Genomic DNA, 16,428 nt, shown 5'->3' on the forward strand with positions numbered 1-16,428 from the left:
CCCTCCCCACCCTCCCACTCACCCCCAACGGCAAAACCGACCGCACCGCACTCCCCCCACCCACCACCACCCACACACCCACCACCACACCCACCACCACACCCACCCCACCCCACACCCCACCCCGCACCCCACTCGAACACACCATCACCAACGCCTTCGCCACCGCCCTCAACACCCACCCCCACACCATCAACATCCACGACAGCTTCTTCCAACTCGGCGGCGACTCCATGCGCGCCATCCGCGCCATCGGAACACTCCGCACACAAGGCGTGCACCTCACGGTCCAGGACCTCTTCACGCATCAGACCGTGGCGCAGTCCGCCGCGCTGGCGGCCACGGCATCCTCGGCCCAGGAGGAGACCGGGCCGGTCGGACGGTTCGAGCTGCTCGCCCCGGGCGATCGTGCACGCTTGCCGGAGGGGCTGGTCGACGCCTACCCGATGGGCCAGGTCCAGGCCGGCATGGTCTACGAGATGCTCGCCGACCCCGAGCGCAACACGTACCAGAACGTGTCCAGTTTCGAGATCCTCGACGACGGCCCGTTCTCGGCGGACGCCCTCCGCGAAGCCGTACGCAGGCTGCTGGCGCGCCACGAGATCCTGCGCACCTCCTTCGACCTCACCGGTTACTCCGAGCCGCTGCAGCTCGTGCACGCATCCGCCGATCTCGACATCGGGGTGGACGACCTGCGCGATCTGACCGCCGAGCAGCAGCAGGAGGCCATCGGGCGTCATCGGGACGAGGCCCGGCGGACCCCGTTCGACATCAGCCGCGCCCCCCTGTTGCGCTATCACGTGCACCTCCTGGGAGAGGGGAGGTGGCTGCTGACCCACAGCGAGTGCCACGCGATCCTCGACGGCTGGAGCCACCACTCGGTGATCGGAGAGCTGCGGGCCGGCTACCGTGCGATCCGGCAGGGCTCCGACACAGGGCTGGAGGCGCCGCCCGAGGTCCGCTACGCCGACTTCATCGCTCTGGAGAAGGAGTCGCTGGCCTCCGTCGAGGACCGCGAGTTCTGGCAGGGGCGGATCACCGGCTTCGAGCGGCTGAGGCTGCCCGAGGACACCGCTGCCGCCGAGGCCCGTCTTCCCGCATCCGAGATCCGGTTGTCCTGGGCCCATCTGGAGCCGGAACTGCGCAGGCTGGCGGCGGAGACCCGGACGTCGCTGAAGGCAGTGCTCTCCGCGGCCCATCTGAAGGTGCTGGGGATGATCAGCGGTCAGCACCGGTTCTTCGCGAGTGCGGTGGTCAACGGCCGGCCCGAACTGCCCGGCGGTGACCAGGTGCGCGGCATGTACCTGAACACCGTGCCGTTCGCCGTCGACCTCGACCAGCTCACCTGGCGCGACCTGGTGGCATCGGTGTTCGCCGAGGAGCTGGCCCTGTGGCCGCACCGGCGCTACCCGCTGCCCGCCATGCAGCGGGCCTGGGGCGGCGGCACCCCGCTGGTGGACGTCGTCTTCACCTGTCTGGACTTCCATGTGCTGGACGACCAGCGGTCCGGCCTCGGCACCATCACCGACCACAGTCCCAACGAGTTCACCTTCGACGTGTGGACCTTCCCGGGGCAGCTGCGGATGAGCTGTCGGCCCGGCTGGGTCAGCCGGGACCGGCTGGAGACCTTCGCGGCCGTGTTCGTGGACGTACTCACCGCGATGGCCGCCGATGCCGACGCCGATCCGCGGGCCTTCCGTGCCGACGAGATGCACCGGCTCACGACGCCGGACCGGGCCGAACCCGAGCTGCCGGACATGTGCGTGCCCGAACTGGTCGCCTCCCGGGCGCTGCCGGAGTCGACGGCACTGCTGTACGGCGAGCGGCGGCTGACCTACCGGGAGCTGGAGCGTCGGGCGAACCAGCTGGCACGGCTGCTGCGGGGGCACGGGGTCGGTCCGGAGACGCCGGTCGCCGTGTGCCTGGAGCGCGGTATCGAGGCGGTGGTGACCCTGCTGGGAATTCTCAAGGCCGGCGGTTACTACGTGCCGCTCGACCCGGAGTTCCCGGACGAGCGGATCCGGTACGTTCTCGACGACACCCGCGCCGGGATCCTGGTGACCCATCCGCGGCACGCCTCGCGTTTCGCGGAGTACGGTGCCGCTCTGCGGACGGTCGAGGTGGATGAGAGCTGGTCGGCGCTCTCGGACCAGCCGGATGCGCCGCCGCGGGTGGCGCTTGCCCCGGACCATCCGGCATACGTCATGTACACCTCGGGCTCCACCGGCCGGCCCAAGGGCGTCCAGGTGACCCACCGGGGCATCGTCCGGCTGGTGTACGACCCCGACTATGCCGTTCTCGACCGTGACCAGGTGGTGCTGCAGCACTCGCCGCTGGCCTTCGACGCATCGACCTTCGAGATCTGGGGCGCGCTGTGCCACGGTGCTCGGCTCGCGTTGTGCCCGCCCGGCGCCACTCCAGCAGCTGAGCTGGCGGAGCTGCTGGACCGGCACCGGGTGACCACCCTGTTCATGACCCCGGTCCTGTTCCACCACATGGTGGAGAGCCGGCCTTCGGCCCTGGCGAGGCTGCGTCAAGTGCTCAGCGGCGGCGACGTGCTCTCTCCGGTCCACCTGCGCACGGCCTTGGAACACGGCATCTCGGTCAGCAACCTGTACGGGCCCACCGAGTGCACCACCTTCAGCACGGGGCGCCGGAATCTCACCATGGCCGACGCCGAGCACGCCGTGCCGATCGGCGGGCCGATCTCGAACACGTACGTGCTGGTGGTGGACGAGGACCTGGTGCCGGTGCCGTTCGGGGTGCCTGGCGAACTCCTGGTGGGCGGGCCCGGGTTGGCGCGCGGCTACCTCGGCAGGCCGGAGCTGACGGCGGAGCGGTTCGTGCCGGATCCGGCCGGTACGCGCCCCGGTGCCCGGCTGTACCGGACCGGCGACATCGTGCGCCGGGATCCCGACGGCACCGTGCACTTCCTCGGGCGGCGCGACCACCAGGTCAAGATCCGCGGCCACCGTGTGGAACTCGGGGAGGCGGAGGCCGCGCTCTCGGACCTGCCGGCCGTGCGCGCCGCGGCCGCCGACGTCGAACGCGGCGCCGACGGGACCAAGCAGCTGGTCGGCTATGTGGTGCTCGACCCGGAACACCCGGTCGAGGTCGGCGAGTTGCGTGCCCAGCTGCGCCGACGTGTGCCCGATTTCCTGGTACCCACCGCATGGGTGGTGCTGGACGAGCTGCCGCTCAACGTCAACGGCAAGGTCGACCGTGCGGCTCTACCGGCGCCCTCCGCGGCCGGCCCGGAGCGCGAGTACACCGCGCCGCGCACGGCGCTCGAGCAGGCCGTGGCGGACGTCTGGGCCGAGGTGCTGGGTGTCGATCGTGTCGGTGTGCACGACGACTTCTTCGACCTCGGCGGCCACTCCCTGGTGATCCTGCGGATCATCGCCCTGCTGCGTGAACGGCGCGGTGTCACGGTGTCCGCGCGCGCCTTCATGGAGCACCACACCGTCGCCGCGCTGGCCGAGTCGGTCGAGGGCGGTCGTCCGGCCGACCGGGCGCTGACGTGGCTGCGGCGGACGGGCGGTCGGCCCGTGTTGTTCTGCGTGCATCCGGGCGGCGGAAGCGCACACTGGTACCGGCTGCTGAGCCGGGAGCTGAGTGCCGAGCAGCCGGTGGCGGCGTTCGCGTGGCCGGGCCTTCAGGCCGAGAACGGGCCGGTGCCGTCGGCGCGGCAGATGGCCGAGCGCTACCTCGCCGAGCTGCGGACCGCCGTTCCGCAGGGGCCGTACCGGCTGTTCGGTTGGTGCGGTGGCAGCGGCATCGTCAGCGAGATGGCGCACCGGCTGGCCGCCGAGGGCGAGGACGTCACGTTCCTGCTCCTCGACCCGGCTCTGGACAGCCACGAGCGGCCGGAGCTGTGGAACGAGTACGCGCTGATCGAGGAGTGTGTCGAGAAGCTGGAGGCGCTGGCGGCCGCTCCCCCGGCGCAGGACACGTCGACGCTGCGCCGGGAGACCCTGGAGCTGCTGGAACATCTGGTGGACGACGTGGACCCGGAGGTCGGTATCACGCTGCCCGAGCACGGAGCGGGTGAGGTGTGGCTGCCGTCCGCGCGGATGTGGCGTGAGGTCATGGAGATGTGCCTGGCCTATCGGCACCGTCGCTACGCGGGGCGCCTGCACCTCGTTGTCAGCGATGAACTGGCCCGGGGCGATCACGAGGTGGCTTCGGGGCAGTCGTACCCGGACTATCTCGACCGGTGGCGGGACCTCACAGGGGCGCTGGAGGTGCACCGGATACCTGGTGACCACTTCAGTGTGATGAAGCCGCCGCACGTGGGACGGCTGGCCGAGGTGATCACCGCTCTGATCGACACCGACCCGCGAGGAGGCACAGCCGGCTGAGAGCGGACTCGGGGAGGAGTCCGCCGGCAGGCGCGGGTGGGCTTCTCCGAGAAACGGGTCCCCGGGCACCGACAGCAGCGGGGCCGTGCTTCGCGCAGCCCCGCGGTGCATGCCGCCATCACGTGCTGAAGATCATCGGTATCTCTCTTCGTTCGACCGGTCTGTCCGGGGACCGCTTGCTCGTGCTCTTCTCCGGTGCCGGCGGCAGGTCAGAATTCGAGTTCGTGCTCGATCGCGGCCAGTTCCTCGGCGGTGCCTTGGACCCTTGGGCCTTCGAACCAGCGGCGTGCCGAGACCAGCCACCACACGCCGGCGAAGCCCAGGACGACGAGGACGGCGATCGGGGTGTAGTTGAAGTTCTTGCTCGTCACGGGGCTGGTCGTGGGCAGCATGAACAGCACGGTGATGATCAGTGTCCAGGCCACGGCGATGATGCCCACCGGCCGGCTCCATCGGCCCAGGTGCCAGGGACCGCGTTCGAAGCGGTCCCCCTGGAGCAGTCTCAGGAAGACGGGCAGGACGTAGGCGATGTACAGGCCGATCACGGCGATGGAGGTGACGGCCGCGTACGCGGTCGCGTTCCACAGGTAGGGCAGGCCGAGGACGAAGGCGCTTCCGGCCGCCAGCCAGACGGCGTTGGTGGGGGTCATGGTCCGCTTGTTGATGCGGTGCCACACCTTGGATCCGGGCAGGGCGCCGTCCCGGGAGAAGGCGTAGATCATCCGCGAGTTCGCGGTGACCGAGGACATGCCGCAGAAGAACTGCGCGCCGATCGCGATCAGCAGCAGGAGCTTGCCGCCGGTCGCGCCGAGGGCGTCGATGAAGATCTGCGCCGGGGGGACGCCGGTGGAGCTGGCGAGGGCGCCGTCGTAGTTCTGGATGGCGAAGGTGATGCCGAGCAGCAGGATCCAGCCGGCGACCAGCGAGACGAGGATCGACATCACGATGCCGCGCGGTCCGGCTTTGGCCGCGTCGTGGGTCTCCTCGGTCATGTGTGCCGAGGCGTCGTAGCCGGTGAACGTGTACTGGGCGAGCAGCAGGCCGAGAAGTCCGACGTAGAGGCCGGAGTGCCAGCCGGTGCCGTTGACGAAGTGGGTGAAGACGAAGCTCGCGGACTGGTGCTTGGTCGGGACGATCACCAGCGCGCCGACGATGACGACCACGCCGAGTATGTGCCACCACACGCTGACATTGCCGAGGAGGGAGACCAGCCTGACGCCGAAGGTGTTCACCGCGCCGTGGACGGCGAGCACGATGGCGAAGAGAAGGATGGTGTGGCCCGGCGTGGCCGAGAACCCGAACTGCAGGTCCAGCAGGGCGTTGAGGAAGAACGCGGCGCCGAAGTCGATGCCCGCGGTCACCGCCACCTGGCCGAGGAAGTTGAACCAGCCGGTGAACCAGGCCCAGGCCGCGCCGTTGGACGGAGCGAGCTTGGCCGCCCAGTAGTACAGGCCGCCCGCTGTGGGGTAGCTGGAGCAGACCTCGGCCATGGCCAGGCCCACGAAGAGAGTCATCACTCCGACCAGCGGCCATCCCCAGGTGATCATCGCGGGGCCGCCGGTGACCATTCCGAACCCGTAGAGCGTCAGGCAGCCGGACAGGACGGAGATGATGGTGAACGAGATGGCGAAGTTCGAGAACGCCGACATCGAGCGGGCCAGCTCCTGGGCGTAACCGAGTTGATGCAGGCGTTGAGTGTCTTCGGACAGAGCCTCTGTGTGCTCCGGCTCTGTCACTGGCTTGTCGGTGGGCATACGGGCCTCCTCGGGCTCGGGCTGCCGCCGGTGGATCCGGCGTATCGCTCCCGCCTGAATCAAAGGTTTGGAGCGATACCTTTGCGGTAGGCGGGGTCGAGCGCAAGGGTCTGGCCCTGAACACCGGTTACGAAAAGGCATCGGCGACGTCGCCGGCGGGCCGGTGGCGGACGAAGACTCCTCCGCGGCGACCGCGGGCAGTCTCCTCCCGCCGCTCCCTCCGGAGCAGGTTGAGCACGTCGCGCAGCGTCACCGGCCGGTCCCCAGCCCTTCGGCGCGGTCACGCTCCACGGGGAGCCGGACGCCTGCCGGAAAGAGGCCCGCTGGAGCGCCTGGAGTTTGCGGAGCATGCGCTCCGACGCTGCCTCGAAGAGGCTGCCTGCCGGACGGGTTGCAGGACAGGGGGCAATCGGCCCACGAACGGCGCCTGTTGACCATCACCCTTCGGAACAACTTCAGCGAAAGGTCGGCGGGGATACCTTACGACCTGGGGAGAATGGAAGGCCCCTCTGATTCACTGTGGTACATGGGGAACGGGGCATTCATCACACAGGCGCGACGGCTGGCGGCACACGAGGGGCGGTGGATGGTGAGCCTCTGGCTGTTGATGGCTCGGCGCTCGCACGGGGTCGGGGAAGCGGACATCGCTGTCGGGTACGCGCGTGCTCAGGCGCCGACGGCGTACGGGCTGGTCTTCGTGTTCGTGGTCGAGACGGTCGGGGTTTCCTTCATGCTCGCCGCGTATCCGGTCGCCCACCTGGTCATGCTGCTCCTCGACCTCTACACGGTGTTTCTGGTCCTGGGGCTGCACGCCGCCGCCGTCACACGCCCACACGTCGTGGGGCCGGGCGAGCTGCGGATACGGCGCGGTGCACGACTCGATCTGCGGTTACCTCTGGAACGGATCGCGTCCGCCCGTTACGACCTCCGCTTCCCGGACGCCAACAAGTCCGAGGACGGTGTGCTGGACGTGGCCATCGCGTCGCAGACCTCGATCACTGTCGAGCTGACCCAACCCGTCACCTTCGTCAGTCTGCTGGGGCGGCGTGCGGAGGTACGTACGGTCCGCTGTCACGCCGACGAACCACAGGCCGCCGTCGCAGCGATCAAGAAGCTGCTGCCGGCGGACGGCTGACAGGACCGACACGGTACTGGCGGGTCGCCAGCCGACAACAACCCCAAGAGCTCAGTGGCTGCCCTTGTGAACCGCGTCGGTCGAGACGTCGGTTGGGGCGCTGATCAACTGCTGGAGGTGGTGAATGAAGTCCGGGTCGTCGAGACGGGAGTCGGTGACACGGTCGCGCACATCGGTGAGGAGCCACTCCACCAGCTCCGCGGTGGCGTGGTACTCGCTGTGGAACCCCAGGCTCAGGTCGGTGATCTCGTACTCGAACAGCACGTCGACGATCAGGTCCGCCAAGTGCGCGTCCGCGGCCAGGGTCCGGGTGGCGGTCCATATGTCCAGCCAGGGGCGCAGGCTGTCGGTGGCGACGGTGATGAGGGCAAGGGTGTCCCTGATGGACACCGGGCTGGGGTGGGTGTGCAAGGTGTACTGCCACCATGCGGTCCAGACGTGGCGAAGAGCGTCGGCCAGGGGCGCGTCCCAGGTGCTCCAGGCCGCCTCGACCAGGCGGGTGGCGATCAGCTCCTCGGAGACGTGGAACTGACCGGCGACAAGAGGGCGGATGATGCGCGGGACGAGACGGCGGTAGAGACGCGGGAAGTCGTCCCAGTGACTGGGCACCTCTCCGGCGGCCGCGGACACCATGTCGTCGGGTATGAGGTGCAGCGGCCTGGAGAGTTCGGCGAGTCCCTCCTCGCCATAGCAGTACGTGCAACCGCCGACGGGGAACGGCTCTTCAGAGGCGAAGGCGCGGTCCAGTGCGTCGAGGGCTGTCATGAGCTGCTGATGGTGTGACATGGCGACCGCCGGGGGACTCCGTCCGGGTGACCGGCGAAGATCGCAGATTATCAGGCTGTGCCGGAGCTGATGCTGCGGACTGAACCGTCACTGCCCGAATACGATTCGAAATTCTCAGTAGGAGCCTGCCCGCCTGGTGGAAGGGCCTGAGCGTGGCAGCCCGGCTCCCGCTGCCGTTCACTGTCTGCGACGTGCCGCGGGCCCGTGGGCCGATTTCGATCTGCTCGTGCACGCTCTTATGGGACCTCGGGCCTGACCTCCCACGGATCCGTCCGGAGTTCCAGGCCGAAGGTATGGCGAAGTCGTGCCTGGACCGCCTTGAGGCCCTTGATGCCTTCGCCGAACTCCTTCCAGCCTCGTGCCTCCTGCTTCTCCTGCCCGGGACCCATGGTCTGGTCGGTGCCGAGGTGCGGCAGTGCCTCGTAGACATCGCCCGCGCCGCTGTCGAGGTGCTTCAGGGCGGCTGACCACGCGGTCTGAGTCCTGCCGTCAGGGATGGGCAGGGTCTTCCGGGCCTCCTGGACAGTGGGGAAGTAGCCGCTGAAGTCGTAAAAACCCGCGTCCCGGTCGTGGTCCGCCTGGATCGTCGCGGACCGGCTGATGACGCTGATCAGCCGGTCCTCGCCCCCGGAGCCGAACCAGTTGGTGACGTTGTCGGCGACCTGCGACGTGGTGGTGGCCGGCGTGGAACCGGCACCGGCTGTGGGTGTGGACGTCGGCGTCGGCGTCGGCGTCGGTTCCACGGTCTCAGTGACGCTGGGACTCGGTGTCGGCTCGGCGGCCGGCGAGGTGTCGGCGGCATGAGTGCAGGCGGTGAGCAGAGCGACCGTGACGGCACCGAACACCACGGCCTGAATCCCCTTGCCCCGGCCCGGCCCGCCGGCCACGGCCGGTCGGAGCCGGTACCACGTTTCCGTGCCCGCCGCGGTCACCGCGGTTGCACCTCCGGACGCCACCAGCGCGGTCAACACCTGATACAGCAATGAACTCTCCCTCGATTCTTCCGATTGCCGAGCGCATGGCGTCCGCACCGCCCTGGTAAGGAGGCGGCGCGGCTCCGCGCGGTGACACATCCGCGTCACCGCGGCCGCGGCCACGACCTGGGGTGGGTCACGCCCTGACCCGTACATCCCTGCGGACCTTGGCGGTCAGCTCGGCCGCGTCCTTGAGGGACGTGGAGAACGCAGAGGCGGAACCGAGCGAGACCGGGTCGTACGACATGACAGCGCTGAGCGTGCTGTGGTCACCCCGGATACAGAGCGCGTACGTCTTTGTCACCACGTCGCTTCTCTTCATCTGCCGGCACTTCATGGTGCCGTTCTCGAAGCCGGGCGGGTCGAACTCCTGCGGGCGGCCCACCAGATCGCCGTCGCCGTCATCCTTCTCGGAGTCCGAATCCGTCCTGGCGAACATCGCATCGACGGCCCTTTCCGGGTCGTCGATGGTGCCGTGGACGCCTGGGACAGTCACGTTGATCGCGGTGATGCCCGACCCCGCGGTGTAGACGGCGCTGACGCCCTTGGAGTGATGGATCCCCCACGACTCGAATTCCTTGACCTGGTTCTTCGTCAGCGAGTCGCTCCGGGCCTCTTGCCTCTTGCCTCTTGTAGTACCCGTTGAGGAGAGTCGTGGGCGCCGACAGCTTGTACGCCCCGTCGTCGGCGACGGCGGCACCTTGGCCCATGACGACGAACGCGCCCGCACCGATGACGGCGAACGCTGCGATCGAGCCGGCGATGATGCCGGCCTTCTTCCTGCCGCCGCCCGGCGCCGAGGGCTGCGGAGGGGCGCTCTGCGGAGCACCGGGCTGCCGGAGCCGCCCCTCATGCGGTCCCAGCTGGTTGTCACTCATCTCCGCGTTCCCCCTGCAGCACATGCGTCTTTCGTGGACGGCCGGGTTCTCGCGCATCGCCCCCGTACCCGTCCGACCCTGGCAGGTCGCCCCTTGACGTGGCCTCCGTGAAACCACGTGTTCCGCTACTGGGATGGCGGCCGGGTCGTCCGCGAAGCGCCGGGCCGTACGCAGGGCGAGCTCGACACCCCGCGCTCCCCGGCCACCCGTGCCGTGAGCCGCTGGTCCGTCGCCGAGGACACTCGCTGCTCGGCCAGGAGGGCCCGGACGTGTGCCTGGTTGCCCAGCATCCGCTCGACCCGTACGTGGAAGTCGAGGAGTTCGGCGCGCAGACCGGCTCCCGTGTCCGCGGGCTCCAGTGCCTCCAGCGCATCCAGCGCCTGACGGGTCACCGACCGTGCGGCCACGCCCTGGCCCGTGGCCGCAAGCAGCCCGGACAAGTCGCATCCGGGTGAGCCCGAGGGGCACCGGCCTCAGCGCTTCCCGCTTGGCCGACTGTCATGGCAAGCCATTAATCTACCGTTTCATGACCGATGACTTGCAGGGTCACATACCGCCCCCCGCCCGTCGGGGGACCGGCGGCGCACGTCCGCTGATCGGGCGGGATGCCGAAGTCCAGGAGCTGGTGGCAGCCCTGGCCGGCCTCGAAGAGGGGTCAGGGCGGGCCGTGGCGCTGGTCGGGGACCCGGGCATCGGCAAGAGTGCTCTCATGTGGGCCGTCGCGGCCGAGGCGCGAGCCGCTGGAATACCGGTGTGCGCAGCGCGTGGACGGGCCGCCGCGGCGTCCCCTCCAGCCGGCGCCCCGCCCCTGCAGGACCTCCGCGACGTCGCCGCGCGCGCGGCCGAGGGTGGCCTCCTGCTGGCCGTGGTGGACGACTTCCATCTCCTCGCGGCCGACCAGCTCCCGTACCTGGAGCGATTGCTCCAGACGACCGCCGGCGGCCAGGTGCTGTGCCTCGTGGGCTGCCGGCAGCGCCAACTGTCGTCCACGGCCGCGGAAATGGTCTCGCGGGCGGCGTCCGGTGGCCTGCTGGAGGTGTGGGACCTCGAACCGCTCTCCCGCGAGGAGTCCGGGAAGCTGCTCGGAGACCATCCGGACGCGCAGCAGATCTGCCGGGACGCCCTGGGCAATCCGCAGTATCTGAAGGTGCTCGGGGCCCACGGCCGGACCGGTGCCGAGGCCGTCACCGCTGTCCTCGGGGAGCTGGCCGGTCTCGGTCCCGAGGCCCTCTCGCTGCTCCAGGCCGCGGCGGTCCTCGGCGAGCCGTCCCCTCCGGAGCTCCTGGGCGCCGTCGCCGGGCAGGACATGGCCGCCACCATGCGCGTACTGGACACCCTCACCCGCCTCGACCTGGTCCGGCCCGCCGAGCCCGCGCCGCACCTCGCGGTGCGCCACCGAGCGGTCGGCGAGGTGGTCTACCAGCGGCTCGAACCCAGCCGGCGCACCGATCTGCACCGCCGGGCCGACGCCGCACTGGCCGAGCAGGCAGTCCCCGTGTCCAGGCGTGCCCGCCATGTCGCGGCCGCCGCCGATCCGGGCCGGCCGGAGCATGTGACGATCCTGATCGCCGCCGCGCGCAGCGTTCTGTACAGCTCGCCCGCCGTCGCTGCCGGTTACCTCAAGGCCGCGCTGCCGCTGCTCCGGGAGGGCCAGGATCACTGGCACGAGGCACAGGTCCTGCTCGCCCGCGCCCGCCTGCTGACCGGAGACGCGTCCGAGGGCAGAGAGCTGCTCGACGCCCTGCGGTCGGCCATGCCCGGCCGCCCCGGCGAGGTGACCGCGCTCGTCGACTCGAGCCGGCTCGAACGGCGCCTGGGCCGGTACACCGAGGCGGGTGCCCTGGCACGTTCCGGTCTCGCGGTGCTGGCCGACAAGGACGCGGCGATCGCGGCCGCCCTGCACACCGAACTGGCCGACCACGCCTACGATCTGCAGGAGTACGAGACCTCCCGCGAGCACGCCGACACGGCCGCGGCGATCGCACACCGGCACCATGACCACGTCGGTGAGGCGCGGGCCCTGGCGCAGGCCGCGCTCGGCTACCTCTTCACAGGTGACCTGACCACGGCACAGGCACGGGCGGCGATCGCGGCCGAGCTCATCGACTCCTCCTCCGACACCTCTTGGCTCACCAACCTGGAGGCCTCGGTGCAGGTGGGGCTGACCGAGGGAATGCTGGGGAGACTCCTGGACGCCGATCGGCACCTGACGCGTGCGGCGGACCTGTCCCGGCGGACCGGACAGACGTACATCCGGTCGCAGATTCTCACGGTGCTCGCCAACGCTCGGCTGCGTTCCGGGAACCTGGACGGTGCGCTGGCCACCCTTGACGAGATCGCCCTCGGCGGCGAACGGGGCGTCAGTCCGTCGGAGGAAGCCGTCAGCGCCATGGTGCGGGCCGAGATCCTCTTCTGGCGGGACGGTGCGAGCGACCTGAAGGAGGCGGAGGCGTCGGCCGCACATGCCCTGGCCGTCTCCGGTGACACGCCGACCGCGTGGGCGGTCACCGTCCGGTGCTTCCACGCCGAGCTCGTCCTGCGCACCGGCGATCCCGCGCGGGCCCGGTGGCTCCTGCTGGACGCCTCGGGCGGCGCGGAGCTGTCCAGGCTCACCGCCTGGCGCAAGCCCCGCTGGTGCGACACCTTGGCGCAGGCGTCGCTCGCCATGGGTGACCCGGGGCCGGTGGAGCAGTGGGCCCGGCTGGCCGAGCAGTGCGTCGAACAGCTGCCCTCCCCCGGCCGCAAGGCCTTCGCCCTGCGTGCCCGTATGCGGGCCCACGCCGCGCGCGGGGACACCGAGTCGGCCCTGGAGAAGGCGGTGGAAGCGTTCTCCGACTTCTCGCTCAGCGGTGAGCGCATCGAGGCCTGCGCCACTCTCCTCGCGGCAGCCGAGCTGTCCCTGCACGCGGGACGGACACGGGGTGTGGCCGACTGGCTCGCCGGTGCCGCGGTCCTCGCCGACCAGTGCGGCTCCGCCCGCCTGATCGGTGATGTGAGCCGTCTGCGGTCCCGGCTGGCCGACCACACGGAGACGACCGACGCGCTGCCCTCGTTGACCGCGCGCGAACGTGAGATCGCCGGTCTGGCCAGCACCGGCATGACCAACGCCGGTATCGCCACCACGCTCTTTCTCAGCGTGCGGACCGTGGAGACCCACCTGAGACAGGTCTACCGCAAGCTCGGCGTCTCCAACCGCGCGGCCCTCACCCGCAGGATGCTCGACGACGCCGCTGCGCGAGCGCGACAGGCAGGTACCGACTGAGCCCCGAGCCCTTGAGCGCAGGGAAGCGGCGGCATTCCGGATACGTACCGGTCTACGTGGTTGCACCGATGCCGGTGCCTGGCAGAGTGCGACAGGGTTGCTCCGCGGCACCGGGACGGCCCGGGCTGATCGGGCCGTACCGCACCGTGCGGGCGGTGCGGTACGGGAGGCGGAGTGGTTCACGTCGTATCTGCTCAACATGTCGGTGACGTCCGGGCGTTCGCGGAGCGCCTGCTGGCGTCGGTGATCGACGACGGGGCGGTGCGGGCGGCGAACGGTGACTTCACCTGCTCCCCCGTGGGCCTGTGGCTCGCGCTGTCGGCCGTCGCGGCCGGGGCCCGGTCGGAGACGGCGCGAGAACTGCGTGCGCTGCTCGGTGCGGCCGGGCCGGAGGCCGCCTCCGCCGCCACCGAGGTGACGGCCCAGCTGGCCAGGACGGAAGGACTGGCGGCCGCGACCGGAGTGTGGTCGCGGATCCCGGTCTACCGGGAGTTCCGCGAGCGTCTGCCGGACGTCCGCTTCGGACACCTGGACCCGGCCGACGTCTCGGCGGTCGACGCCTGGATCCGCAGGGCGACCGGCGGACTGATCCGTCAGCTGCCGGACCGTCCGAACGGGCAGGAGCTGCTCCTGCTCGTCAACGCGCTCCAGGCGGACGGCGCGTGGGCGTCCCGTTTCAAGCGGGAGAAGACCACCGGCCGGACCTTCACCGACGCCCGGGGCGTCGATCACCTCGTCCCGACCATGACCACGACGCTGCCGCGCCCCTCGTACGCCTGGACCGTCGAGGCCCCCTCCGGGAACCCGGAGGACGAGGTGGACGTGGTGGCGTTGCTCTGCACCGCGGACCCGGACCGGCTGCCGTTGCAGGTGAGCTGCGTGCTGGGGGCGCCGGGCCGGGGCCCGGCGGACGTCCTGCCCGCCGCCTGGGCGGGGCACGAGCGCCGGCGGCCGGTCGACGCGGACGAGGTCACCATCGCGCTCCCGCGGCTCCACCTGCGCACGTGCCTGCACGCGGAGCGGCTCCTGGACTCGCTCGGCGCGCCCCTGGCCGTGTCCTCGCTCGCCGACTTCTCCGGCATGTCCCCCGAACCGCTGCGCGTCGACAGGGTCACCCAGGAGTCGGTGCTGAGGATCGACGAGGAGGGCGTGCGGGCGGCGGCCGTGGCACAGGTCTGGAAGACCACGCGGAGCGTCTCGGGCCATGTGCCGCGGACCAGGCACATCGCGTTCGACAGGCCGTTCGGCCTCGTGGTCTTCGCCGGCAGCACCGGACTGCCCCTGTTCACCGCTTGGCAGGCGTCCGCACCCCGGTCGCCGCATGCCTGACATGGAGGGCCGGGAACCGGTGCAGCCGCCGATCCGCGAGTACGGGGGGCAGGCGGTCCGCGCACGTGCGGGCTCCGGTGTACGGGGCGTCCTGTGGCCCGCCTCCTTTCCCGGCACGCCCAGGGCCCGGGGCACCGCGCACGCGCTCGCGGCGCTGGTGCTCGTGACGGCCGTGTGCGGGGCGTACATCGGTTTCTACTGGGCCGACGATCCGCAGGTCGACGGCCGGTACCGCGTCACCGAGCTGTGGCAGGGCGAGGCCATGATGGCGCCACCGGTCCTGTTGACGGGTCTGGTGCTGTTCCGCGCGTTGCGCGACCGGTTCGGGGCACCGTACTGGCTGCTGACCGCCCTGGCGTGGGCGACGGCGGCGGTCGGGGCCCCGTCGCTGGTCCTGGTGACCGCGCTGATGAACGACAGCGACTACTGCACGGCATCGCTGCCCAGGCATCCGCTCGCGGGCTATGTGCTGCCCACGAGTCTGCTGGCCGCGCTGGCCGTGGGTTCGGCGGCCACGTGGACCATGTCGAAGGTCACGCCTCACCGGGCACGGCCGACGGCCCGCTACACGGTCTGGCTGGTCACGGTTGCCGTCACCGTGGTCCTGACCCTGGCCCCGCAGTTGCACTCGGCCCGGACCTGTGGCTCAGAGGCGGGCGCCGGAGGAACACTCAACGGCGCCGCCCGAGAGCACCCATGGTGACCTCCCTGCTCACGCTCTGCTGCTGGAAGGAGTCCGCGCCGGCAAGCCGAGGCGGCCGCTGGAGTTGCGTACCGGACTACGTAGTTCCACCCATGACTCGGGTCGGGGCGACTGGGAGAGTTGCCCGGCGCGCGCGTTTCCTTTCGATGAAATCAACGGACTGGAAGAGTCATCGTGTCCATGCAAACCGGCATCTCCGTACAGGGGCGCCGCAATCCGATGCAGCTGTTTCTCTACTTGGTGAGTCTGACGGTCGAGGTCGATGGAAAGGCCCAGAGCGGTGCTTGGGGCAGCCGCTTCATACCGCTGGCTCCCGGCTCACACCAGGTCAACGTGTTCTTCCGGTACCTGTTCAAGGCTCGGTGCTGCGAGGCCGGCATCACCGTCCAGGTCGCCGGCGACCAGACGGTCACGCTGGAGTACCGCCCTCCACAACTCATGACGTCGCCCGGCCGTCTCACGGTCATCCGCTGAATCGCGATTTCCGCTGTCAAGGACCAAGGGGCACAGTCGAAACGGTTCGACCGGAAGCCGCGTTCGACCGCCATCGCTCGAGATCGAGGAGGCAACAGCTTCAGGGCACGATGAATCGGTCAGCGCGTCCCCGGGGCGGCCTCGGCCTGACGTAGCCGTCCACGGGCCGTCGCTCCGTGCCGCAGCGCGGTGATGAGGTGGGCGGACCGGGCGGTGTCGTTGTTCGGCCAGGACGTCTCCGGCCGATCACGTTGCCGGTTAGGGTGCGAGCGTGTCCAAGACAAGCGTGAGCAACGAGACCAGCGGCTTGGTCTCCCTGTGGGTTGAGCCGTGGGGAACCGATCACTGGATGCGCCCGGGTGAAGAGTTCACCGTGGTGACCGAGACGGAGTGCGAGCAGTCGCCGTTCAACGTGGTCGTGCATGACCAGGGCATCACGGTGTGGGTGAACTCGGGCAATGACGCCGAAGTCTTCGACAGGAACGGCGGCCCGGTGCCGTGTGGGCATCAGCGGCCGGCCGACGGTCGTCTCTGAGCTGCGTGTGATCGTCAGGTCCGGAGCCAGATGACCAGAGCTGCCGCCATCGCGGTGCCGAGGCAGACGTAGCCGCGTCAGTCGTGGCGAGTGGCCACTGCCTCGGCTGACGAGGCTCTGCCACGGCGTCTCGCGCCACGGGCCACGGGCCACGGGCCACGGGCCACAACGACGGTTGCTTGTCGGCAGGAACGGCTGCAGCCGTTCCCACTCGGCATCCGTCAGGTCACCCGGCGC

At 70.2% G+C, this 16,428-nt stretch carries 12 protein-coding genes; 7 read left to right on the forward strand and 5 right to left on the reverse strand.

Features of this window, described 5'->3' with window-relative positions; translation table 11 throughout:
- On the forward strand, positions 1–4,361 hold a 4,361-nt coding region (locus ACZ7P3_RS09925), incomplete at its 5' end, for a non-ribosomal peptide synthetase (RefSeq protein WP_472080354.1).
- Between the two features lie 209 nt (positions 4,362–4,570).
- Here ACZ7P3_RS09925 and ACZ7P3_RS09930 read toward each other — a convergent pair.
- Positions 4,571–6,115, reverse strand: coding sequence for an amino acid permease (locus tag ACZ7P3_RS09930; protein ID WP_472080356.1), 1,545 nt, complete (start codon positions 6,113–6,115; stop codon positions 4,571–4,573).
- Positions 6,116–6,641: 526 nt separating this feature from the next.
- Here ACZ7P3_RS09930 and ACZ7P3_RS09935 point away from each other — a divergent pair.
- Entirely contained in the window at positions 6,642–7,250 is a 609-nt protein-coding gene (locus tag ACZ7P3_RS09935; RefSeq protein WP_472080358.1) for a hypothetical protein, read from the forward strand.
- A gap of 51 nt (positions 7,251–7,301) precedes the next feature.
- Here the strand turns inward: ACZ7P3_RS09935 and ACZ7P3_RS09940 are convergent, their stop codons facing one another.
- From ACZ7P3_RS09940 to ACZ7P3_RS09955, 4 genes are all read right to left on the reverse strand, one after another.
- Positions 7,302–8,036, reverse strand: coding sequence for a hypothetical protein (locus ACZ7P3_RS09940; protein WP_472080360.1), 735 nt, complete (start codon positions 8,034–8,036; stop codon positions 7,302–7,304).
- Between the two features lie 236 nt (positions 8,037–8,272).
- Complete coding sequence (locus tag ACZ7P3_RS09945) at positions 8,273–8,884, reverse strand: hypothetical protein (RefSeq protein ID WP_472080362.1); 612 nt, start codon at positions 8,882–8,884, stop codon at positions 8,273–8,275.
- A 262-nt stretch (positions 8,885–9,146) separates the two neighbouring features.
- Complete coding sequence (locus ACZ7P3_RS09950; RefSeq protein WP_472080364.1) at positions 9,147–9,506, reverse strand: hypothetical protein; 360 nt, start codon at positions 9,504–9,506, stop codon at positions 9,147–9,149.
- Positions 9,507–10,013: 507 nt separating this feature from the next.
- Positions 10,014–10,328 carry a hypothetical protein gene (locus ACZ7P3_RS09955; RefSeq protein ID WP_472080366.1) on the reverse strand — a complete coding sequence of 105 codons (315 nt, stop codon included), beginning with the start codon at positions 10,326–10,328 and terminating at the stop codon, positions 10,014–10,016.
- Positions 10,329–10,414: 86 nt separating this feature from the next.
- On the opposite strand from ACZ7P3_RS09955, the gene ACZ7P3_RS09960 reads away from it, so the two are divergent.
- From ACZ7P3_RS09960 to ACZ7P3_RS09980, 5 genes are all read left to right on the forward strand, one after another.
- Entirely contained in the window at positions 10,415–13,150 is a 2,736-nt protein-coding gene (locus ACZ7P3_RS09960; RefSeq protein WP_472080368.1) for a helix-turn-helix transcriptional regulator, read from the forward strand.
- A 174-nt stretch (positions 13,151–13,324) separates the two neighbouring features.
- Positions 13,325–14,479 (forward strand): serpin family protein, encoded by a 1,155-nt coding sequence (locus ACZ7P3_RS09965; protein ID WP_472080370.1) that lies wholly within the window; start codon positions 13,325–13,327, stop codon positions 14,477–14,479.
- Positions 14,472–15,182: a hypothetical protein gene (locus tag ACZ7P3_RS09970; protein WP_472080372.1), complete on the forward strand. Its 711-nt coding sequence runs from the start codon at positions 14,472–14,474 to the stop codon at positions 15,180–15,182. Before ACZ7P3_RS09965 ends, ACZ7P3_RS09970 begins: the two co-directional genes overlap by 8 nt.
- Positions 15,183–15,362: 180 nt before the next feature.
- Positions 15,363–15,656, forward strand: coding sequence for a hypothetical protein (locus ACZ7P3_RS09975; protein ID WP_472080375.1), 294 nt, complete (start codon positions 15,363–15,365; stop codon positions 15,654–15,656).
- A gap of 286 nt (positions 15,657–15,942) precedes the next feature.
- Entirely contained in the window at positions 15,943–16,191 is a 249-nt protein-coding gene (locus tag ACZ7P3_RS09980; RefSeq protein ID WP_472080377.1) for a hypothetical protein, read from the forward strand.
- The last annotated feature ends 237 nt before the right edge of the window (positions 16,192–16,428 follow it).

It is taken from the genome of Streptomyces sp. NPDC107581 (assembly GCF_055657175.1).